The organism is Bradyrhizobium sp. dw_411 (assembly GCF_018449695.1).
Classification (GTDB): Bacteria; Pseudomonadota; Alphaproteobacteria; order Rhizobiales; family Xanthobacteraceae; genus Bradyrhizobium.
Window position 1 is genome coordinate 290,756 of sequence record NZ_JAAVUY010000006.1, and the last position, 20,519, is coordinate 311,274.

Sequence of the window (20,519 nt, forward strand, 5' to 3'; positions counted from 1 at the left end):
CTTCTTCAGGGCCTGCTTCAAGTCTTCTTGGGTTCCTTGCGGTACCGAATGAGCGAAAAGTGGCCCATCGGCGGCATCGGCCGCCGCTCGGTCAGGCTGACGCCGCCATGTTTCGCCGCCCAGTTCGTCAGCCGCGCCCATGGAAATTCCGGGCGCCAGCCGAGCCGGCGGGCCAAAGGCGCGAACGCCAGCTCGAACAGGCGGCGCGCGCCGTGTTCAGCACCGATATGATTGACCAGAATGAGTTCGCCGCCGGGCTTCAACACCCGGATGAAATCATCCAGCGTGGCCTCGGGGTCCGGCACCGCGGTGATGACATATTGCGCCACCACCGCGTCGAAAAACGAATCCGGGAAGGCGAGATTTTTCGCGTCCATCACCGCAAGCGTTTCGACGTTGGAAAGTCCCAGCGCCTTCACGCGGCTTTGCGCCTTGCGCAGCATCGGCTCGGAAATATCGACGCCGCATAATTTCGTGGTGCGCGAATAATCCGACAGCGACAATCCCGTACCGACACCGACATCGAGAATCCGGCCGCCGATCTTGTCGGCCTCGGCGATGGTCGACTGGCGGCCGTGATCGAACACCTTGCCGAAGACCAGATCGTAGACCGGCGCCCAGCGCCCATAAGCCTTTGCGACCCCCGCGCGGTCGATATCTGACGCCATGCCCCAGCCTTGAAGTATTTGCCTAAAACTTTTCCGCCCGAAATTATTTTATCCGCGCACCGTTTCGATCAGCGGCTGCGGTGCGGCGGTTTCTTTTGCCACATTGTGGGCCGTTGCACGCTTCGCGGTGGCGCTTTGGATGAAACCGCCGCCAAGCACGCGCGCCTGGCCGGAAGCTGCATCGTAGAACACACAGGCCTGGCCGGGCGAAACGCCCTCCTCGCCCGCGACCAGTTCGACTTCGTAGCGGCCATCTTCGGTCCGGCGCAGCCAGGCCGGCTGCGGCGCGCGCGTCGATCGCACCCGCACGAACATCTCAAGGCCGTTGCCAACCACGCGATCGAGCGCGCCGCCGCCGATCCAGTTGATGTCGCGCAGCACGATGCGGTCCATCCGCAGCGCCTCGCGCGGACCGACCACGACGCGGCGGCTGTCGGCATCGAGCCGCACTACATACAGCGGCGCCGCCGATGCGATGCCCAATCCGCGGCGCTGCCCGACGGTGAAGTGAATGATGCCCTGATGGCGGCCGATGATCCGCCCATCGAGGTCGACGATATCGCCGGGCTCGATCGCGTTCGGCCGCAGCCGGCCGATGATATCCGTGTAGCGCCCGGTCGGCACAAAGCAGATGTCCTGGCTGTCCTGCTTGTCGGCGACCTCTAGCTCAAAGCGCCGCGCCAGTTCGCGCGCCTGCGGCTTGGTCATGTCGCCCAAGGGAAAGCGCAGATAGTCGAGCTGTTCGCGTGTGGTCGCAAACAGGAAATAGCTCTGGTCGCGATCGGCATCGGCCGCACAAACCAGCGCGCGCGATCCGTCGTCCATCCGGCGCGAGGCGACATAATGCCCGGTCGCAAGGGCCGCGGCGCCAAGCTCGCGCGCGGTCTTGAGCAGATCGCGGAACTTGATCGAGCGGTTGCACTCGATGCAGGGGACTGGAGTTTGGCCCGACGCATAGCTGTCGGCGAAATTGTCGATCACGGATTCGCGAAAGCGGCTTTCATAATCCAGCACATAATGGGGAATGCCGATCCGCTCGGCCACATTGCGCGCGTCGTGAATGTCCTGCCCGGCGCAGCAGGCGCCCTTGCGGTGGGTGGCCGCGCCATGATCGTAAAGCTGCAGCGTGATGCCGACGACGTCATAGCCCTGCGACTTCAACAGCGCGGCCGTCACCGAGGAATCGACGCCGCCGGACATGGCGACGACGACCCTTGTGTCCTGCGGACGGCCTTCAAGATCCAGACTGTTGAGCATGGTTCCGGTCATTGATGCGACCGCGCGCGCCAAGCGCTTCGCGATCAGGAAACCGCTGTGCGGTCAGGGGGCTTTGGAGCGGGCGGCTGAAAAGCTGCTCTTTAATATAGGCCGTCTTGGCGAGAGGCAATCACGGTCCCCTTTTCAAACGGCAAATCTTGCCGCCGGGCAGAAAAGGAAGCGCTGACGCAGGCCGGCAGGTTCGTCGTCATAAAAATAAGCCATTGATATATATAGATATTTTAAAGAAATTAGGCTGGCCCGGTCCTTGCTGATCTCTTGGCAGTCCCTGTCAGTTGCTGGCAGTTCCATTGCAAGAGGCGTCCGGTGGTCAGCGTCAATCCAGAAGTAGCCGCTAACATGTCCTTCCAGGGCGTGACGGTACGCCAGGTCCGGGTGGACCAGTTGCCCGGAAACGATATTTTTGCGTCGCTGGTCGATAACAACACGGCCAACGACGCCAACAACGCCGCCTCGGCGTCCCAGCAGCAGCAAAATCAGCAGCCGCCCGCCCAGCCAAACCGCGCCGACGACAATTCGCCGCCCCCCGCGGACAATTCCAGGCCGGCGAATAACGCCAATGCCAACCAGCAAGCCAACCAGGCGGCCAACAACGATCCGAACAACAATAATAATAACAACGACAATTCCGGGCCGCCCTCCGACGCCAATGCCAATAATGCCGGCGCCAGTTCCAATGGCGCCGCCGGCACCGGTTCGAGCCAGCAATCCCGTGGCAATTCCGGCACGTCAAAGACCAGCACCAGCAAATCAACCGCGGCCTCGAACAGCGACGACAATTCGGCGGTCGATCCGACAATGCTGGCCCAGCAGGCCGGATCGGCCCTGACCACGCCGACGCCGGTCGCGGTCGTCGTGCCCGTCACCCTCACCGCGACCAATACGCCGGCGCCGGCGCCGACTCCCGGCAGCGCCACGGCGCCGCTGGCGATTGCCGCGGCCGCGATCGCCGCCAGTTCACAGGCGATCTCCGCGCAAGCGGCGGCATCGGCCCCCGTCAAGACGGATCCGACCGCCACGGCGACGCCGACCACCACACCCGACACGTCGGCGGCGACAACGGCCAAGATCACCGTGACCGCGGCGGCGGACCAGACCGCCGCAACGTCGGCGAACCAGACGGCAACCACGGCCGATACGCCCACGGTCAACGCCGCGTCATTGACCACAGCGGTTGCCGCCACCGCGCCCGTCACGCCGAAGACCTCGTCCAAGACGACGGCATCGGAGACCGCGGCAGCCGATACGGCGGCGACGGATTCAACCACCGCGACCGCCCAGAACGGCCTGCTGCAACAAGCGAGCGGCACCGGCAAACCCGAAGCCGCCAACGCGGCGGCGACCGCGACCGCCGAGGCCGCCGCCTCGATCACGACCGGCGCAATATCGGCCCATGAACACGCCTCGACCGCCAGCACAACGCATGCCGGCACCGAGACATCGGACAACACGATTGCAACCGCAGCCACGATCCAGCCGCAGCTCACGACCACGGCAACGACATCCGCCAATTCGCTGACCGCCACCGCGGCGACGGGTGCGGCGGTGCCGCTGAGTGGATTGGCGGTCCAGATCGCCGCCTCGGTCAAGAGCGGCAAGAGCAGTTTCGAAATCCGGCTCGATCCGGCCGAGCTCGGCCGCATCGACGTTCGCATCGATATCGACAGCAACGGCCAGGTGACATCGCATCTCACGGTCGAAAAGCCGGAAACATTGTCGATGCTGCGCCAGGACGCGCCGCAATTGCAGCGTGCGCTCGACGATGCCGGGCTCAAGACCGGCAATAACGGCCTGCAATTCAGCCTGCGCGACCAGTCTTCTTCGGGCCAGAACAGCGGCGGCGATACGCCCCGCAACGCCCAGCGGCTGATCATCGGCGACGACGACACCATGCCCGCCGCCATCGCGGGACGAACTTACGGCCGCTCGCTCGGATCGAGCAGCGGCGTCGATATCAGAGTATGAGGAGAGGCGCATGACAGCAGCAGCAGGCACGTCCAGCCCGGTCGTATCGGGGACAACTCCCCTCCCCGCCGGATCTTCATCTTCCTCCGCCTCGGCGGCTGCGGCTTCAAATGCCCTGGCCTCTTCGCAGATCGCCGGCAACTTTCAGAGCTTCCTGCAATTGCTGACGACGCAATTGCAGAACCAGAATCCGCTGAGCCCGCTGGACACCAACCAGTTCACCCAGCAGCTGGTCGAATTCGCCGGCGTTCAGCAACAGCTCAACACCAACGACTCCCTGGCCACGCTGGTATCGCTGCAGCAGACCGCTCAATCGACCCAGGCGCTGGGATTTGTCGGCAAGACCGCGGTCGTCAACGGCAACACCGCGCCACTGGCCGCCGTTTCCTCGACCAGCAGCCAGGCGACCTGGCTGCTCAGCGTTCCCACCGCCTCGACCGTCAATATCACCATCACCGGCAGCAACGGTCAGACCGTGTTCTCGGGCACCTACAATGCCACCGCCGGCGACAGCCAGCCGTTCTCGTGGAACGGCCAGGGCAATGACGGCACGCAATATCCCGACGGCAGCTACACGCTGACGGCAGTGGGCAAGGACGCTTCGAACAACAACGTAGCCATCAGCGCGCAAATCGAAGGCGTGGTCAGTTCGGTCGATCTCACCCAATCGCCGCCGCTATTGTCGATCGGCACCCAGAAATTCACGGTCAATCAGATCCAGAGCATCGTGGACTAAAGACCGCGCCTCCTTGCCGGAGGCGCCGGCCGCTCAAGAACTGGCGAGCCAGGATCGGCGGCCCTCCCGACATCCACCCAAGCCTTCACGCCGGTCGATCCGGGCGCCATTTTGCGCCCCGGACGGCCGGTGTTCCCGTCATTTTCAAGGAGATTCGTATTGAACCTGTATTGAATCCTTGGGCTTAGGCAAATTTTAAGCCGGGGGGCGTAGGTTATTACCGTGAGTTCAGTGGTTGAGAGTTTGTGAGTACGCCATGACAGAACCCCATCGCCCGAGGGTAAAATACGTCATCGGGCCTGACGGCAGTCCGTTAACAATTGCGGATCTTCCCGCGCCCGGGACCAAACGGTGGGTTATCCGCCGTAAGGCCGAAGTCGTTGCCGCGGTTCGCGGCGGCCTGCTCTCCCTTGAGGAGGCTTGCAGCCGCTACACGCTGACGGTGGACGAATTCCTCTCCTGGCAGTTTTCCATCGACCAGCATGGTCTTGCCGGGCTGCGTACGACCCGAATCCAGCAATATCGCCAATAAACGCTCCCCCGAGCGCGGCATTTTAAACAAATCGGCTTCGCCTCGCGAAGCCGATTTTTTCTATTTTGAAGTTTTGCCGGGGCTCTTAACCTTCGTTAACCATATCGAAACCATCCCATAGGCAATAATTGCCCAGTCGGCGTTTTGGGGCCGAATCTGAGGGGCGGTTAGTTTGCAGAGTCTTGTGGGCTTCCTAAGGGGTCTCGGCGCCTCGCGATTGATGGCGATGGTCGCGGTAACAGCCGCGCTGATCGGCTTCTTTGCTTTTGTGATCATGCGCGTCACCACGCCGCAAATGACCACACTCTTTACCGATCTCAGCGTCGAGGACTCCTCGGCCATCCTCAAGGACCTGGAACGCCAGGCCATTCCCTTCGAACTGCGCAACGACGGCGCCGTGATCATGGTGCCGAAGGACAAGGTCACGCGGCTGCGGATGAAGCTCGCCGAGGGCGGTCTGCCCAAGGGCGGCGGCGTCGGCTACGAGATTTTCGACAAATCCGACGCGCTGGGGACCACCAGCTTCGTCCAGAACATCAATCACCTGCGCGCGCTGGAGGGCGAACTGGCTCGCACCATCCGCGCCATCGACAAGGTACAGGGCGCGCGGGTGCATCTGGTGCTGCCGGACCGGCCGCTGTTTGCGCGCGAGGCGCCCGAACCGTCGGCCTCGATCGTGGTGCGGGTGCGCGGCGCCCTCGAGCCGCAGCAGATCCGGGCGATCCGCCATCTGGTCGCCTCCGCCGTCAACGGCTTGAAGCCGCAGCGGGTATCGATCGTCGACGAGTCAGGCCAATTGCTGGCCGACGGCGCCAGCGGCGAGACCGACAACGCGATCGGGGACGAGCGCCGCGCCGGTTTCGAGAAGCGGATGCGCAATGAGGTCGAGGCGATCGTCTCGTCGGTGGTCGGCGCCGGCCGTGCCCGCGTCCAGCTCTCGGCGGACTTCGATTTCAACAAGATCACCAAGACCTCGGACAGCTTCGACCCGGAAGGCCGGGTGCTGCGTTCGAGCCAGACCCGGGAAGAATCCAGCGCGACCGCCGAGACCAACGGCCAGGTCACCGTCGGCAATGAACTGCCGGGCAATGCGGGCCAGGGCGCCGCCGGGCCGGCCGCGCGCGACCAGAGCAAGAAGACCGAAGAAACCAACAATTACGAGATTTCCCGCACCACCAAGACCGAAGTCACCGAGGCCGGAAGGGTCAACCGCATCTCGGTCGCCGTGCTGGTCGACGGCAGCTACACCAAAAACGAAAAAGGCGAGATGGTCTACCAGGAGCGCAACAAGGAACAGCTCGACCGCATCGCGACGCTGGTGCGCTCGGCCATCGGTTTCGACCAGAAGCGCGGCGATCAGGTCGAGGTCGTCAACCTGAAATTCGCTGAAGGACCGATGGTCGCGCCGATCGCGGAGCCGACCGGCATGTTCGGCATGTTGCAGTTCACCAAGGATGACGTGATGTATGTCATCGAACTCGCCGTCATGATGCTCCTCGGCCTCGTGGTGCTGTTCATGGTGATCCGCCCGCTGGTCAAGCGCATCCTCGCCGCCGAAGTGGTCCCGACGCTCGCCGGCGACGGATCGGTCCCGGCGCTGGCCGATGGCACGGCAGCCGCGGGCGCCGCCGGCCAGAGCCTTGTTCCGGGCGGCCCCTCGGGCCCCAACATGATCGACGTCGCGCAAATTCAGGGCCAGGTCCACGCGCAATCCGTGCATCGCGTCGGTGAACTGGCTGAACGCAACCCCAACGAAACCGCATCCATTGTTCGTCAATGGCTCAGCGAGCCGGCGTGATCTGACATGGCCCTCCCCCCAGCCACAAACAACGCCAACGACATCACCAGCGTCATCGCCTCGCTGGCGGGCCGACAGGGCGACCGTCCGAAAAGCCCGCCGCTGAGCGGCCCGAAACGCGCCGCGATCCTGATGCTGGCGCTGGGCGAACAATATGGCGGCAAGGTCTGGTCGCTGCTCGACGACGATGAAGTGCGCGAATTATCGATGGTGATGTCGACACTCGGCACCGTCGAGGCCGACGTGGTGGAAGACCTGCTGCTCGAATTCGTGTCGCGGATGTCCGCATCCGGCGCGCTGATGGGCACCTTCGACGGCACCGAGCGGCTGCTGCAGCTCTATCTGCCGGCCGAGCGCGTCACCGGCATCATGGATGAAATTCGCGGGCCCGCCGGCCGCAACATGTGGGAAAAACTCTCCAACGTGCAGGAAGAGGTTCTGGCCAACTATCTCAAGAATGAATATCCGCAAACCATCGCGGTGGTGCTGTCGAAACTGAAGCCGGAACATGCCGCGCGCGTGCTCGCGATCCTGCCCGAGGATATGGCGCTCGACGTGGTCGGCCGCATGCTCAAGATGGAAGCGGTGCAGAAGGAAGTGATCGAGCGCGTCGAATCGACGCTGCGCACCGAATTCATGTCGAACCTGTCGCAGACCCGCCGCCGTGACGCCCACGAGGTGATGGCCGAAATCTTCAATAATTTCGACCGCCAGACCGAAACCCGCTTCATCACCTCGCTGGAAGAAGACAATCGTGAGTCCGCCGAACGCATCAAGGCGCTGATGTTCACCTTCGACGACCTCGTCAAGCTGGATTCCGGATCGGCGCAGACCCTGATGCGCAATGTCGACAAGGACAAGCTCGGCATCGCGCTCAAGAGCGCCAATGAAGACGTCCGCGGCTTCTTCCTCGGCAACATGTCGTCCCGCGCCGGCAAGATGCTGCTGGACGACATGGCCGCGATGGGACCGGTGCGGCTGCGCGACGTCGATGAAGCGCAGGCGCTGCTGGTCAACCTCGCCAAGGACCTCGCGGCCAAGGGCGAAATCATGCTGACCAAGAATCGCGCCGACGACGAGCTGGTGTACTGATGGCCGCCCCTGCAAAATTCCTGTTCGACATGGACTTCTCGGCACCCGACAGGATGCGCGAGCGCCCGGCCACGCCGGCGGAAATCGCCCAGAAGGTCGCGGCCGCCGAGGCCCGCGCCTATCGCGACGGCTACGATGCCGCCCAGCGCGAGGCCAAGGCGGAAAGCGATCGGCGCTCCGCCGCCGCGCTGGAGGAAATCGGGGTTAATATTCGGGGTATCGCGCAACGCTTTTCCGGGATCGAGACCCGGATGGAGACCGAGGCGGTCGATGTCGCCGTCGCAGTCGCGCGCAAGCTGTGCAACACGCTGATTGCGGCAGAGCCGCTCAGCGAGATCATCGGGCTCGTAAAGGATTGCTTCTCGCATCTGGTTGCCACACCGCATCTCGTGGTCCGGATCAACGAGGCCCTGTACGACGCCGCCCACGAGCGTATCGAGCGGCTGGCGAAACAAAGCGGCTTTGAGGGCCGGCTTGTGATCCTGGCCGAGCCGGAAATCGCGACCGGCGACTGCAAAATCGAATGGGCGGATGGCGGCGTCGTTCTGGAACGCGAAGCCATCGACGCCAAGATCAACGAACTTGTCGGACGCTACATCGCGTCCCGCAACCAGACCTGAGGATTGAACCATGAGTGACACCGACGCACAGGTTCCGCTCCCGGATCTCAACGCCGCGCAACCGCCTGTCAACGACGACATCGCCTATCACGAAGACGAACAGGCTTCGCGCATTGCGGCCGATCTGGAAGCCGTATTCGACGTGCCGGTGCAGGTCTCGGCCGTGCTCGGCCGTTCCAAGATGGATGTCGGCGAACTGTTGAAACTCGGTCCCGGCACCGTCCTCGAACTCGACCGCCGCGTCGGTGAGGCCATCGACATCTATGTCAACAACCGGCTGGTGGCCCGCGGCGAAGTGGTTCTGGTGGAAGACAAGCTCGGCGTGACCATGACGGAAATCATCAAGGCCGAAAAGAACTAGGGCTCTCTCTAACGATACGCGCAGTACGGGCGCGAACAGACGAACAGGAGATTATCATGCGGCTTCTCATCGTTGGCACACTGAAAGGCCAGCTTACGACAGCCACCAAGATCGCGATGGACAATGGCGCTTCCGTGACCCATGCGGAGGACCACGAACAGGCGATGCGCGTGCTGCGCGGCGGCAAGGGCGCCGACCTGTTGCTGGTCGATGTCGCGCTCGACATCCGCGACCTGGTGATGCGGCTCGAGGCCGAACACATCCATGTGCCGATCGTTGCTTGCGGCATCACCAATGATGCCCGCGCCGCGGTCGCCGCGATCCACGCCGGCGCCAAGGAATACATCCCGCTGCCGCCAGATCCGGAACTGATCGCCGCGGTGCTCGCCGCCGTCGCCAATGATTCCCGCGACCTGGTCTACCGCGATGAAGCGATGGCCAAGGTGATCAAGCTGGCGCAGCAGATCGCCGGTTCCGACGCCTCGGTGATGATCACCGGCGAATCCGGCACCGGCAAGGAAGTGCTGGCGCGCTATGTCCATACCCGCTCCAACCGCGCCAAGCGGCCGTTCATCAGCATCAATTGCGCGGCCATTCCCGAACATCTGCTGGAATCCGAGCTGTTCGGCCACGAAAAGGGCGCGTTCACCGGCGCGGTCGCGCGGCGGGTCGGAAAGTTCGAGGAAGCCACCGGTGGCACGTTATTGCTCGACGAAATTTCCGAAATGGATGTGCGGCTGCAATCCAAATTGCTGCGCGCGATCCAGGAGCGCGTGATCGATCGCGTCGGCGGCACCCGGCCGGTGCCGGTCGACATCCGCATCATCGCGACCTCGAACCGCAATCTGGCCGACGCGGTGCGCGAAGGCACGTTCCGCGAGGATCTGCTGTTCCGGCTCAACGTCGTGAACCTGAAGATCCCGCCGCTCCGCGAACGCCCGGCCGACATTCTCGAACTGGCGCAACATTTTGCCAAGAAATATGCCGACGCCAACGGCGTGCCGTTGCGCCCGATCTCCGCCGAAGCGCGGCGGGTGCTGACGTCCAACCGCTGGCAGGGCAACGTCCGCGAACTGGAAAACACCATGCATCGCTCGGTGCTGATGGCGCAGGGCGATGAAATCGGCGCCGAAGCCATTCTGACGCCGGATGGCGACCGCCTCGATCTCACCAAGACAGTGCCGGCAGTGGCGCACGCCACCTTCGCCGCCGAACAGGTCACCCGCGCGCTGGTCGGACGCACGGTGGCGGATGTCGAGCGCGATCTCATTCTTGAAACGCTCAAGCACTGCCTCGGCAACCGCACCCATGCCGCGAACATCCTGGGCATCTCGATCCGCACGCTGCGCAACAAGCTGAACGAATACGCCGACGGCGGATTGCCGATCACCCCCGCGGGCTCCGGCGACTTTCATCGCGTCGCCGCGACGGCGTGATTGGGGTCAAGCCATCTCGTCATTGCGAGGAGCGAAGCGACGAAGCAATCCATTCTTTCTTTACGTGGCGACATGGATTGCTTCGCTTCGCTCGCAATGACGCTGATAGGCTTCAGCCCCCTTCACGAATAATTCGGCGCATCCGGCTTGCGGAAAATATGAATCGGATCGCCGGGCTGCAATTCGCGTCCGGTGAAGGCCGCATAGGCGAACAGCGCGAGATAGCCGATCGCCAGCGCGCCGATCGCGTAAAATGCAAAGACCGCGAGACGCTTCATCAGGTCAAGGCGCTGCGTTGGGCTGCGCCGGCGACGTGCTGATGCCACAGCCATAACAGCGGTGCGAAGATCAATTCGCCGGCGAGGCCGATCAGGATGCCGATGGTGGGCACGCCATGGCTGATCACCGCAAGCAGCCGCGGGACGGCGCCGAGCACCAGGATGAATGTCACCACCGAAATCCGCTCAGCGTGCCGCGCAATATCCGGTATCGACGACCAGTAGATCAGGCCGATCCCGAGCAGCATGCCCTTGAGGAAGCGGAAATAGCTGTCCATTTCGACGCTGCCGGACAGATTCGCGAAGTTGGGGCCAAAGAAAACACCGGCGAGGCCGAAAGCGATCAGCAGCAGGCCCGCCAGCGCGAAGGCGATCTGAAGAAGCTTGCGTTCCATCTGACCTCCCCTGGTTCCCGCAGCGCCGGACTCAAGGAAAGCTTTTAGGCCGCAGATGGAGAAAACGCCACCTCTCAGGCGCTACGCGGCCTAAAGCGGCCGATCAGGCCCTGTGTCGGTCGCGCGGGGTCGGGACGCTGACTTCGGCCAGCTTGAGCGCATCCTCGTTCTGGTCGACAGCCAAATATTGTCCCTGCCAATAGGCCAGGGCCGCCGTGCGCGACGACAGCCGCAGATCCAGCACGCGCCCGATCACGACGGCGTGGGAATGACGCTCAATGATATCCTCGGCCTCGCAATCGATTGCTGCCAACGCGCCCACCAAAAGCGGCACGCCGGATGCGCCGGTGGTCCATTCAGCGCCGACGAAACGCTCGGCACCCTTGAGGCCGCCCTTGCCGGTAAACCGCTCGGCGACATCGAGTTGATCGGCGGTGAGGATGTTGACGCCGAAGAAGCCATGACGTTTCAGCAGCGGCCAGGATGACGAAGCGCGGTTGATGCTGACGACCAGCGACGGCGGATCGACCGCCAGCGACGAGACCGAGGTCACCGTCATCCCCGTGATGTCCTTGCCGCGACCGACCGTGATCACGCTGACGCCGCCGGCCAGGTGCCGCATCGCGCCTCGAAAATCATCCGTAGCGACGCCCTGATCCAGTTTGATGTTGCGAACAGCCGTGTTCATGGCAGCCTCATATGTCTGTGGATTCATCGCCCGCCCCGAGCAGATCGCGCAGGATCGAGCCTTCCAGCGCGGCAAGGTCGGCGGAGCCGCGCCGGCGAGGACGCGGGATATCGATCCTGACGTCATGGGCGATGCGGCCGTCTTCGATCACCAGTACGCGATCGGCCAATGCGACCGCTTCCGCAACGTCATGCGTGACCAAAATCGCGGTGAAGGACTGATCGCGCCAGACCCGCTCCAGCAGCCGCTGCATGGAAATACGCGTCAGGGCGTCGAGCGCGCCAAGCGGCTCGTCGAACGCCAGCACCCGGGGATCGCTGACCAGCGCGCGCGCCAGTGCGACACGCTGTTTCTGCCCACCGGACAGAACCGCCGGCCACTGGCCGCGTTTTTCCTCCAGGCCGACTTCGGCAAGCGCCTTTTCAGCGCGGCCTTGCGCGTCCGGCGAGGCGCGGTCGCGGCCAAGGCCGACTTCGACGTTCGACAGCACCTTGGCCCACGGCAACAGCCGCGGCTCCTGAAACATCACCCGCACATCTTCCGGGCGGATTTCTTCGCCAAAGCTGACGGTGCCGGCATCGATGGTTTCCAGACCCGCGATCAGCCGCAGCAACGTGCTCTTGCCGCAGCCGCTGCGCCCGACGATCGCCACGAACTGGCCCGCCGGAATGTGCAGATCGATCCCGCGCAGCACCTGATGATCGCCGAACGATTTGCGCAAGCCGCGAATGGTCAGCGGCAGCCCGCGCGATATCACATCCGAACCGCGCCGCGCGACCTGGGCCTGTTCGATGATATCGCTGGGGTCCACAGGTTCGGCATCCGGCAAGCGAAAACGCAAGGCGTCTTGTATAAGGGCTTCTTGCATATCAGTTCTCAATGTTTCTGAAAGGCCGGATTCCAGGACAGCGTCAGCCGCTCGAGCGCCCGGGAAGCGCTGTCGGCAACCTTTCCGAGGAGGGCATAGATCAGGATGCTCAGCACGACGACGTCGATCTGCATCAATTCGCGGGCCTGCATCGCCATGTAGCCGAGGCCCGACGATGCCGCGATGGTTTCCGCCACGATCAGCGTCAGCCACATGATGCCGAGCGCAAAGCGCACGCCGACGAAAATCGACGGCAACGCGCCCGGAAAGATCACGCGGCGGAACAATTCGCTGTCGGTCATCCCGTAGATCCGCCCCATCTCGATCAGCTGCGGATCGACGGTGCGTACGCCATGCAGCGTGTTCAGATAGATCGGAAAGAACACCCCGAGCGCCACCAGAAACAGCTTGGCCGATTCATCGATGCCGAACCACAGGATGACGAGCGGGATCAAAGCAAGGTGCGGAATGTTGCGCACCATCTGCAGGGTCGTGTCGGTCAGCCGGCTGGAGAGCTGCGACAGGCCGTTGGCCAGTCCAAAGGCAAAGCCGATGCTGCCGCCGATGATAAAGCCGATGCCGGCGCGCCAGAAGCTGACCCAGATATTCTGGGCCAGTTCACCCGACAGCAAAAGTTTCCATCCCGCCAGCGCGACGTCACTCGGCGCCGGCAGCACGCGCGAAGACACAAATCCGGTCACACAGGCGGCCTGCCAGATCGCAATGATCGCCAGCGGCACGATCCACTGGACCACGCCATCCGCGCGCGGCAAGCGAAGCTTGCGGATGCGCGGCAGGTTTTCGATCAGGCTCATGGGCTTAACGCCTTCAAATTCAGCAGTTTTTTTATCTTGCGATAACGCGATGTCTGGGATGATGGGGATGGTCTGCAGAGGTGTCGAGTGCCCTGCAAAAAAAGCAATGACAATGCTCTCTGACGGCTCCGCAACGACGTGTTTATTGCTGAATTGCGGCCGCTCGCGGCGCATTATTCTCAGGCGTCGCAAGATGGAGAATTGTTAACCCGGGACCGGTCAGGGAACTGGAATCCTCATCGTGGGAAATCCGGGCCGCCAGAGCCCCCAAAGGCTAACAATCACGGCCCGTTTATGGCAAATCATACCGCCGTCCAGAAAACCGCATCGTTTCGAGTTTGACATGCCCGCACCCAAGCCGCCTGCATTCGAAACCCTGAGCCTCCATGCCGGCCAGCATCCGGACCCCGTCACCGGCGCCCGGGCTGTCCCGATCTATCAGACCACATCCTATGTGTTTCAGGATTCCGAGCACGCCGCGGCGTTGTTCAATTTGGAACGCGCCGGGCATATCTATACGCGGATTTCGAACCCGACCACATCGGTGCTGGAAGAACGGCTCGCGGCGCTGGAAGGCGGCGTCGGCGCGATCTGCACCGCGAGCGGCATGGCGGCGCTGCATCTGGCGATCGCAACACTGCTGAATGCCGGCGACCACATCGTCGCGTCCGCGTCGCTTTATGGCGGCACCATCAATCTCCTGGCGCATACGCTGCCGCGCTTCGGCATCACTACCAGCTTTGTGAAGCCCCGCGCGCTGGATGAATTTCGCACGACGATCAGGCCGAATACAAGGCTCGTGATCGGCGAGACCATCGGCAACCCCGGTCTCGAAGTGCTGGATATTCCCGAGGTCGCGCAGATCGCGCATGACGCGAAGATTCCGCTGTTGATCGACAACACCTTCGCGACGCCGTTTCTCAGCCGTCCGATCGAACTCGGCGCCGACATCGTGATGAACTCGGCCACCAAATGGATCGGCGGCCACGGCATCGCGATCGGCGGCGTGATCGTCGACGGCGGACGGTTCGACTGGCGTGCCTCCGGCAAATTTCCGGGTTTGACGCAGCCCTATGCCGGCTATCACGGCATTGTCTTCGACGAGCAATTCGGCCCGGCCGCATTCATCATGCGCGCCCGCACCGAAGGCCTGCGCGATTTCGGCGCCTGCCTGTCGCCGACCAATGCCTTCCAGTTGCTGCAGGGCGTCGAGACGCTGGGTGTGCGTATGGAGCGCCACGTCGCCAACACACATCTGGTGCTGGAGGCGCTCGCCACCAACAAGGCGGTCGACTGGGTGCTGCATCCCTCGCTGGAAAGCCATCCCGATCACGCGCTGGCCAAGCGATTGCTGCCGCGTGGCGCGGGATCGATCGTCAGTTTCGGCATCAAGGGCGGGCGGCCCGCCGGCAAGAAATTCATCGAGTCGCTGCGGATGATCAGTCATCTCGCCAATGTCGGCGACGCCAAGACACTGGTCATTCATCCAGCCAGTACGACCCATCAGCAGATGGACGCGGCGCAGCTCAAGGCCGCCGGTATCGGCGAAGAACTGGTGCGGCTGTCGGTCGGCATAGAGTGCGCCGCCGATATCATCGATGACCTCGCCCAGGCGCTCCGTATGTCGCAGAAGGCTTGAGCCATGCAATTGTCCGTCAATGGCCGCGATATCTTCGTCGCTACCGGTGGCCGGGAATTCGACGCCTCGCAGCCCACTATCGTGCTGCTGCACGGCGCCGGCTTCGATCACACCACATGGGCCCTGCACAGCCGCTGGTTTGCGCATCACGGCTATGGCGTGCTCGCGCCCGACTTGCCCGGCCACGGCCGATCGGGCGGCGCGCCGCTGACGACGATCGCCGACATGGCAGACTGGACCGCTGATCTTCTCGATGCTGCCGGCGCGACAAAGGCGCGGTTGGTCGGTCATTCCATGGGATCGCTGATAGCGTTGGAAACCGCGGCACGTCATCCGGCCAAAATATCGTCGCTCGGTTTGATCGGAACGGCGGCTTCCATGACCGTCGGCCCCGATCTGCTCAAGGCCGCGGAAGCCAATGACCACGCAGCGGTCGATATGGTTTCGATCTGGGGGCTTGGCTTTGCGGCCGAACTCGGCGGCAGCCTCGCGCCCGGATTATGGATGCATAGCGGCGCGCAACGGGTGCTCGAACAATGCCGCCCCGGCGTGCTGTTCAACGATCTCTCGGCCTGCAACGCCTATCAAAACGCGCTGGCCGCGGCCGCGCAGATCAAGATACCCGCGACGTTGGTTCTCGGCGAACGCGACATGATGACCCCGGCCAAGGCCGGCAAGGCGCTGGCCGCCGCATTGCCGAATTCAAAGACGGTAGTATTGCGCGGCGCAGGCCACATGATGATGGTGGAGCGGCCGGATGAGCTGCTCGCGGCGTTGCAGGCGTGATTGCATCGCTGGATGCTTGATGAGATTAGATTGATCTGTAGCAGCGCTGAAGGTGCGCCCCCTCTCCCCTTGTGGGAGAGGGTTGGGGTGAGGGGTCCAAGTCTATCGATAGTCCGTAACCCCTCACCCGAAATTCCCGCTGCGCGCGAATTTCGACCTCTCCCACAGGGGGAGAGGTGAAGTAAGTCAGCACGTCAACTACCACGCCGGCAGCACGGCGCCCTTGAATTTCGTGAGCACGAAATCGCGCACTTCGGGCGAGTGATAGCTGTCGACCAAAAGCTTGACCCAGGGCTTGTCCTTGTCGGCTGCGCGCACCGCGATCAGGTTCACATAGGGTCCCTTGGGGTCCTCGCGCAGGATCGCGTCCTTGACCGGATCGAGTCCTGCTTGGGTGGCGTAGTTGGTGTTGACGGCGGCGACATCGACGTCGTCGAGGGTACGCGCGGTCTGCGCCGCGTCCACTTCGACAATCCTGAACTTCCTGGGGTTGTCGATGATGTCAGCGATGGTTGGCTTGACGCCCACGCCCGGCTTGAGTTTCAGCACGCCCTTGTCCTGCAGCAGCAACAGCACGCGGCCGCCATTGGTCGGATCGTTCGGGATCGACAGCGAGGCGCCCTGCGGCACCGCATCCCAGCTCTTGTATTTCTTCGAATAGACGCCCATCGGGAAATTAACGGTAAGGCCGACGGGCTCGATCTTGTAGCCGCGATCCGCCTTTTGGTTGTCCAGATAAGGCTGGTTTTGAAACGAATTCGCCTGCAGGTCGCCGGCATCCAGCGCGGCATTGGGCACCACGTAATCGGTGAATTCGACGATCTGAATATCGAGACCGTTCCTGGCCGCGATCGGCTTGACGGCCTCCAGAATCTGCGCGTGCGGACCCGGCGTGGCGCCGATCTTGATGGTTTCGGCGCTGGCCGCGTTGGCAGCGAATGCCAGGGCCGCAACAGCGGCCGAGATCATGAGATGACGTAGCGACATGGTTTTCTTTCCCGTGAAATATGATTCATGAATTCCGATTGCGCTTGTCGAGCCGGCGCGCAATGGCCTCGCCCAGGGTTTGCGCGCCCTGCACCAGCACGATCAGCACAATTACGACCGTCGCCATGACATCAGGCATGAAGCGTTGATAGCCATAGCGAATACCGAGATCGCCCAGTCCGCCGCCACCGACCGCGCCGACCATCGCAGAATAGCCGAGCAGGCTCACAATGGTCAGCGTCAACGCCAAGGTCACGGCGGGCATCGCTTCCGGCAACAGAACTTTCTGCACGATCTGCAACGGGCTGGCGCCGAAGGCACGCGCGGCCTCCACCAGGCCCTGATCGACTTCGCGGATCGCGGCCTCGATGACGCGCGCGATAAAGGGAATGGCGGCAATAGTCAAAGGCACGATCGCGGCGCGGGTGCCGATCGAGGTGCCCGCGATCAGACGCGTCAGCGGTACGATCGCGACCACCAGAATGATGAAGGGCGTCGAGCGCGTCGCATTGACGATGAAGCCGAGGATGCGATTGGCGTTCGGCGCCGGAAAAAATTCGTTGGCCCGGCTGGTCGCCAGGAAGATTCCGAGCGGCAACCCCAACAGGGTTCCGAACAGGCCCGCCAGTCCCACCATCACGAGCGTGTCGAGCGTCGACCATGCAATGAGCTGGAGTATCTCAGGCGACATAACCGAGATGCTCCACAGTGTTTTGACCGGCCTTCAATTCCGCGATCACCTTGCCCAAGACCTCCGGGTCGGCCGCGACCGAAATGAACAGCGATCCAAAGGGATGACTGGCGATCGTCTCGACCTGCCCGTGCAGGATGTTGACGTCGATGCCGAAGTTTCGCGCCAGCCGCGACAGCACCGGCTGGCCGGCCCCTCGCCCGGTGAATCCGACGTGCAATACCGCGCTGTCGCCGGCAAGACGTTCGGGTTTTAGTTTCGCGCGCAGCCATTCCGGCACATTGCCGCCGGTGATCGAGCCGACGAATCTCTTTGTGGTCTCGTGGCGGGGATTGGCGAAAACCTCAAAGGTCGTGCCCTGCTCGACGATGCGACCGCCTTCGAGCACCGCGACCCGGTCGGCGAGTTTCTTCACCACGGACATTTCGTGGGTGATGAACACGATGGTCAGCTTCAATTCGGCATTGATCGTTTTCAACAGCGACAGGATCTGGTCGGTGGTTTCCGGATCGAGCGCGGAGGTCGCCTCGTCCGACAACAGTACCTTTGGCTTGGTGGCGAGCGCGCGGGCGATACCGACGCGCTGCTTCTGGCCGCCGGACAGTTCGGCCGGGTAGCGATCGCGCTTGTCGGAGAGACCCACCATCGCCAGCAGCGGCCCGACGATTCCGGCGATTTCGCTCTTGGCGACGCCGGCAATTTCCAGTGGCAGCGCGATATTCTCGAAAGCGGTCCGGGACGACAGCAGGTTGAAATGCTGGAAGATCATGCCGATGGAGCGGCGGGCCTCGCGCAGATCGCGTTCGCCGAGCGCCGTCACATCGGTGCCGTTGACCAGCACGCTGCCCCGACTCGGCCGCTCCAGACCGTTGATCAGGCGAATGAGCGTCGATTTGCCTGCGCCGCTTTTGCCGATCACGCCGACGATGGCACCTTGAGGCACCTGCAGATCGATGTCGTGCAGCGCCACGACCTCCGCCGATTCATTGCGCGCGGGATAGACCTTGCTGACACCGGCGAACGCAATAATGGGCTGGGTTTGCACGTCGCTCGGCGGCGGCACGGGCGCTCCGGACAGGGTCGGGACAGGACTGTTCATAAGAGGTCAATTCTGCGCCGATGGGAATATCGGGTGCGGCCCGGCCAGCGAATAAATCAATGGCGGCCGTCAAACCGGCCGCGCGGAGTGACAGCCCGGCCGCCACCAGAATCCGATTGTTGAACTACAACTTGATCGGGACGAAGTGATTGAAGGCGATCAGGATCGCCAGCGATACCACCCCCAGGCCGAGGCTCCAGCCGATCAATTTCTTTTCGATCGGCAGCAGCGGCTCGACTTCCGTGGCGTTGAGTTCGCTCTTGAGATCAGGTTGCGACATGGACTGTCCTTTGAACGAGGCTGTGAACTAGCTGACCAGCGGCGGCTTGAAACCGCTGAAGAACAGCCATGAAATGAACAGCCCGACCCAGATCACAAATCCGAACAGGCTGACGAAATAGACCGCCGCGAGTTTGCCGAAACCCTGCTGCCAAAGCTTTCTGAAATCCGACAGCACGCCGATCGAGAAGAAGGTCAGGACGAAGAAGATCACCCGGAACACATTGGCCTCGCCCGCCGCGGCAGGCAGCGCCTTGGCAATTTCCGGCGTCGAGCCAACCGCGAGCCACAGCGACACCGCAAAGACGAAGATGAAGCCCAGAATGAACTTCGGGAAACGCTGCCAGATCTCGATCGGCTTGGCCTTGTCCGGTCCCTTGTCGATATGGTTGGTCCAGATGTAGCCGAGAATGAACGCCCAGATGCCGATGAAGATATCGATGAAGATCTTCACGGTGGTGGTGGTCGCGAGAATCCAGCCCGGCTGATACTTGATGCCTTCCGCCGCCGCCTTCGCGGTGATCAGCGCCTCGGTAATGCCGCCACCGGCGACGGCCGCGCCGTCGGTCTTGATCGCGAGGCCAATCCAGGCACCGGCCACCAGCGGCTCCTGCCACAGGAAGGTCTGCGCCAGGAACGGCAGGATCAGAATTTCAACGACGGCGAATACGACCACCAGTGATGACACCAGGATCGGCACCGCGGGCCGCGCCCGGATCGCGCCGCCGGTAGCAATCGCCGCCGCGACGCCGCAAATCGAAATGCCGGATGCCAGCGGCACCGACCATTCGCGGCTGAAGCCGAACCATTTGCGCGCGACGTAGTAAATCACGGCCCAATAAATCAGATAGGCCTCGATGATCGCCGCGGCGCCACGGATCAACAACGAAGAGGCAAGATTCAGGCGGCCCGCCGCCGTGACAGCAACAGTGGCGCCGAGAATCACGATCGCGATCTTGATGTAGAGCTCGGGCCGGATTGCTTCCTTGAGCCATTCGGCGAACCGCGGAAAGAAATTGGCGATCACCAGCCCCGACAGCAGCGCCACCACGAAGCCGCCTTCATTGGTAAGCTTCAGCGACCAGGAGAGACCGAATTTCGCCTGCTCGGCCGGCGTCACCGCGGCGACATAGGCGTAGCTGCCGAAAATCCAGCTCGCATAGGCGATGGCGAACACGGCGGTGAAGGCGAGGGCGAATTTACGGACATCGACCCCGAGCGTGACGACGCCGGCACCTAGCACCACCAGCAGCGCGGCATAAGTGGCCAGCAGCGAACCGCCGCCGCCGAGCCAGGCGTAGGCCTTGGCAAATGGATTGAGTGCCTGCGACAGATCCGTATAGACCGATGTGGTTACGGCCCAGCCCAAAAGATCAGTTCCGCCGATGCTGAGGAGCGCCGTGCCGAACACCAAAAGGCCGATAACGACCGCGAGCCAGTCCTCGTTCAGCCGCGCCCGTAGCGTAATTGGCTCCGCCGATGCTTTGACCGCGATATCCGACATCCGA

At 62.9% G+C, this 20,519-nt stretch carries 22 protein-coding genes; 10 read left to right on the forward strand and 12 right to left on the reverse strand.

The window, feature by feature from the left end:
- Nucleotides 1–17: 17 nt before the first annotated feature.
- Entirely contained in the window at nt 18–668 is a 651-nt protein-coding gene (locus HB676_RS12575) for a methyltransferase domain-containing protein (protein ID WP_213738109.1), read from the reverse strand.
- 48 nt (nt 669–716) lie between these two features.
- Nucleotides 717–1,925 (reverse strand): tRNA 2-thiouridine(34) synthase MnmA, encoded by a 1,209-nt coding sequence (mnmA, locus tag HB676_RS12580; protein ID WP_213738110.1) that lies wholly within the window; start codon nt 1,923–1,925, stop codon nt 717–719.
- 360 nt (nt 1,926–2,285) lie between these two features.
- On the opposite strand from mnmA, the gene HB676_RS12585 reads away from it, so the two are divergent.
- From HB676_RS12585 to HB676_RS12620, 8 genes are all read left to right on the forward strand, one after another.
- Entirely contained in the window at nt 2,286–3,911 is a 1,626-nt protein-coding gene (locus tag HB676_RS12585) for a flagellar hook-length control protein FliK (RefSeq protein ID WP_213738111.1), read from the forward strand.
- Between the two features lie 10 nt (nt 3,912–3,921).
- A complete protein-coding gene (locus HB676_RS12590) occupies nt 3,922–4,647 on the forward strand; it encodes a flagellar hook capping FlgD N-terminal domain-containing protein (RefSeq protein WP_213738112.1) in 726 nt (241 codons plus the stop codon).
- A gap of 256 nt (nt 4,648–4,903) precedes the next feature.
- Nucleotides 4,904–5,179 (forward strand): DUF1153 domain-containing protein, encoded by a 276-nt coding sequence (locus HB676_RS12595; RefSeq protein ID WP_002714638.1) that lies wholly within the window; start codon nt 4,904–4,906, stop codon nt 5,177–5,179.
- A gap of 172 nt (nt 5,180–5,351) precedes the next feature.
- Nucleotides 5,352–6,977: a flagellar basal-body MS-ring/collar protein FliF gene (gene fliF / locus HB676_RS12600; RefSeq protein ID WP_213738113.1), complete on the forward strand. Its 1,626-nt coding sequence runs from the start codon at nt 5,352–5,354 to the stop codon at nt 6,975–6,977.
- A gap of 6 nt (nt 6,978–6,983) precedes the next feature.
- The gene (gene fliG, locus HB676_RS12605) at nt 6,984–8,069 is read left to right on the forward strand and encodes a flagellar motor switch protein FliG (RefSeq protein WP_213738114.1); all 1,086 of its coding nucleotides are present in this window, start codon (nt 6,984–6,986) and stop codon (nt 8,067–8,069) included.
- Nucleotides 8,069–8,689, forward strand: coding sequence for a FliH/SctL family protein (locus HB676_RS12610; RefSeq protein WP_213738115.1), 621 nt, complete (start codon nt 8,069–8,071; stop codon nt 8,687–8,689). The genes fliG and HB676_RS12610 overlap by 1 nt, the downstream gene beginning before the upstream one ends.
- Before the next feature lie 10 nt (nt 8,690–8,699).
- Nucleotides 8,700–9,050 (forward strand): flagellar motor switch protein FliN, encoded by a 351-nt coding sequence (fliN, locus tag HB676_RS12615; RefSeq protein ID WP_213738116.1) that lies wholly within the window; start codon nt 8,700–8,702, stop codon nt 9,048–9,050.
- A 56-nt stretch (nt 9,051–9,106) separates the two neighbouring features.
- Nucleotides 9,107–10,486 carry a sigma-54 dependent transcriptional regulator gene (locus tag HB676_RS12620; RefSeq protein WP_213738117.1) on the forward strand — a complete coding sequence of 460 codons (1,380 nt, stop codon included), beginning with the start codon at nt 9,107–9,109 and terminating at the stop codon, nt 10,484–10,486.
- Between the two features lie 122 nt (nt 10,487–10,608).
- Here HB676_RS12620 and HB676_RS12625 read toward each other — a convergent pair whose 3' ends face one another.
- The 5 genes from HB676_RS12625 to ssuC form a co-directional block, all read right to left on the reverse strand.
- Nucleotides 10,609–10,764: a hypothetical protein gene (locus tag HB676_RS12625; RefSeq protein ID WP_213738118.1), complete on the reverse strand. Its 156-nt coding sequence runs from the start codon at nt 10,762–10,764 to the stop codon at nt 10,609–10,611.
- Nucleotides 10,764–11,159, reverse strand: coding sequence for a DUF4345 domain-containing protein (locus HB676_RS12630; protein WP_213738119.1), 396 nt, complete (start codon nt 11,157–11,159; stop codon nt 10,764–10,766). Before HB676_RS12630 ends, HB676_RS12625 begins: the two co-directional genes overlap by 1 nt.
- A 103-nt stretch (nt 11,160–11,262) precedes the next feature.
- Entirely contained in the window at nt 11,263–11,847 is a 585-nt protein-coding gene (locus HB676_RS12635) for a flavin reductase family protein (protein WP_213738120.1), read from the reverse strand.
- Between the two features lie 7 nt (nt 11,848–11,854).
- Entirely contained in the window at nt 11,855–12,700 is an 846-nt protein-coding gene (locus tag HB676_RS12640) for an ATP-binding cassette domain-containing protein (protein WP_346347334.1), read from the reverse strand.
- 23 nt (nt 12,701–12,723) lie between these two features.
- A complete protein-coding gene (ssuC, locus tag HB676_RS12645) occupies nt 12,724–13,530 on the reverse strand; it encodes an aliphatic sulfonate ABC transporter permease SsuC (RefSeq protein ID WP_213738122.1) in 807 nt (268 codons plus the stop codon).
- Between the two features lie 343 nt (nt 13,531–13,873).
- On the opposite strand from ssuC, the gene HB676_RS12650 reads away from it, so the two are divergent.
- Both HB676_RS12650 and HB676_RS12655 read left to right on the forward strand, forming a co-directional pair.
- Nucleotides 13,874–15,169 (forward strand): O-acetylhomoserine aminocarboxypropyltransferase, encoded by a 1,296-nt coding sequence (locus HB676_RS12650; protein ID WP_213738123.1) that lies wholly within the window; start codon nt 13,874–13,876, stop codon nt 15,167–15,169.
- Nucleotides 15,170–15,172: 3 nt separating this feature from the next.
- Nucleotides 15,173–15,955: an alpha/beta hydrolase gene (locus HB676_RS12655; RefSeq protein WP_213738124.1), complete on the forward strand. Its 783-nt coding sequence runs from the start codon at nt 15,173–15,175 to the stop codon at nt 15,953–15,955.
- Between the two features lie 198 nt (nt 15,956–16,153).
- Here the strand turns inward: HB676_RS12655 and HB676_RS12660 are convergent, their stop codons facing one another.
- From HB676_RS12660 to HB676_RS12680, 5 genes are all read right to left on the reverse strand, one after another.
- Nucleotides 16,154–16,942 (reverse strand): MetQ/NlpA family ABC transporter substrate-binding protein, encoded by a 789-nt coding sequence (locus HB676_RS12660; protein WP_213738125.1) that lies wholly within the window; start codon nt 16,940–16,942, stop codon nt 16,154–16,156.
- Nucleotides 16,943–16,967: 25 nt separating this feature from the next.
- Complete coding sequence (locus HB676_RS12665) at nt 16,968–17,633, reverse strand: methionine ABC transporter permease (RefSeq protein ID WP_213738126.1); 666 nt, start codon at nt 17,631–17,633, stop codon at nt 16,968–16,970.
- Nucleotides 17,623–18,732 (reverse strand): methionine ABC transporter ATP-binding protein, encoded by a 1,110-nt coding sequence (locus tag HB676_RS12670; protein ID WP_213738127.1) that lies wholly within the window; start codon nt 18,730–18,732, stop codon nt 17,623–17,625. Before HB676_RS12670 ends, HB676_RS12665 begins: the two co-directional genes overlap by 11 nt.
- A 124-nt stretch (nt 18,733–18,856) precedes the next feature.
- Nucleotides 18,857–19,012, reverse strand: a complete 156-nt coding sequence (locus tag HB676_RS12675) for a hypothetical protein (RefSeq protein WP_213738128.1) — start codon at nt 19,010–19,012, stop codon at nt 18,857–18,859.
- A 27-nt stretch (nt 19,013–19,039) separates the two neighbouring features.
- Nucleotides 19,040–20,515 (reverse strand): putative sulfate exporter family transporter, encoded by a 1,476-nt coding sequence (locus tag HB676_RS12680; RefSeq protein ID WP_249780207.1) that lies wholly within the window; start codon nt 20,513–20,515, stop codon nt 19,040–19,042.
- Nucleotides 20,516–20,519: the final 4 nt, after the last annotated feature.

Coding starts and splice junctions, on each gene's coding strand:
- HB676_RS12585 (WP_213738111.1), top strand. CDS start 2,286: ATGTCCTTCCAGGGCGTGACGGTACGCCAGGTCCGGGTGGACCAGTTG.
- HB676_RS12620 (WP_213738117.1), top strand. CDS start 9,107: ATGCGGCTTCTCATCGTTGGCACACTGAAAGGCCAGCTTACGACAGCC.
- HB676_RS12660 (WP_213738125.1), bottom strand. CDS start 16,942: ATGTCGCTACGTCATCTCATGATCTCGGCCGCTGTTGCGGCCCTGGCA.
- ssuC (WP_213738122.1), bottom strand. CDS start 13,530: ATGAGCCTGATCGAAAACCTGCCGCGCATCCGCAAGCTTCGCTTGCCG.
- HB676_RS12635 (WP_213738120.1), bottom strand. CDS start 11,847: ATGAACACGGCTGTTCGCAACATCAAACTGGATCAGGGCGTCGCTACG.
- HB676_RS12670 (WP_213738127.1), bottom strand. CDS start 18,732: ATGAACAGTCCTGTCCCGACCCTGTCCGGAGCGCCCGTGCCGCCGCCG.
- HB676_RS12665 (WP_213738126.1), bottom strand. CDS start 17,633: ATGTCGCCTGAGATACTCCAGCTCATTGCATGGTCGACGCTCGACACG.
- HB676_RS12575 (WP_213738109.1), bottom strand. CDS start 668: ATGGCGTCAGATATCGACCGCGCGGGGGTCGCAAAGGCTTATGGGCGC.
- HB676_RS12650 (WP_213738123.1), top strand. CDS start 13,874: ATGCCCGCACCCAAGCCGCCTGCATTCGAAACCCTGAGCCTCCATGCC.
- HB676_RS12590 (WP_213738112.1), top strand. CDS start 3,922: ATGACAGCAGCAGCAGGCACGTCCAGCCCGGTCGTATCGGGGACAACT.
- HB676_RS12680 (WP_249780207.1), bottom strand. CDS start 20,515: ATGTCGGATATCGCGGTCAAAGCATCGGCGGAGCCAATTACGCTACGG.
- fliG (WP_213738114.1), top strand. CDS start 6,984: ATGGCCCTCCCCCCAGCCACAAACAACGCCAACGACATCACCAGCGTC.
- fliN (WP_213738116.1), top strand. CDS start 8,700: ATGAGTGACACCGACGCACAGGTTCCGCTCCCGGATCTCAACGCCGCG.
- HB676_RS12595 (WP_002714638.1), top strand. CDS start 4,904: ATGACAGAACCCCATCGCCCGAGGGTAAAATACGTCATCGGGCCTGAC.
- HB676_RS12610 (WP_213738115.1), top strand. CDS start 8,069: ATGGCCGCCCCTGCAAAATTCCTGTTCGACATGGACTTCTCGGCACCC.
- HB676_RS12655 (WP_213738124.1), top strand. CDS start 15,173: ATGCAATTGTCCGTCAATGGCCGCGATATCTTCGTCGCTACCGGTGGC.
- mnmA (WP_213738110.1), bottom strand. CDS start 1,925: ATGCTCAACAGTCTGGATCTTGAAGGCCGTCCGCAGGACACAAGGGTC.
- HB676_RS12675 (WP_213738128.1), bottom strand. CDS start 19,012: ATGTCGCAACCTGATCTCAAGAGCGAACTCAACGCCACGGAAGTCGAG.
- HB676_RS12630 (WP_213738119.1), bottom strand. CDS start 11,159: ATGGAACGCAAGCTTCTTCAGATCGCCTTCGCGCTGGCGGGCCTGCTG.
- HB676_RS12625 (WP_213738118.1), bottom strand. CDS start 10,764: ATGAAGCGTCTCGCGGTCTTTGCATTTTACGCGATCGGCGCGCTGGCG.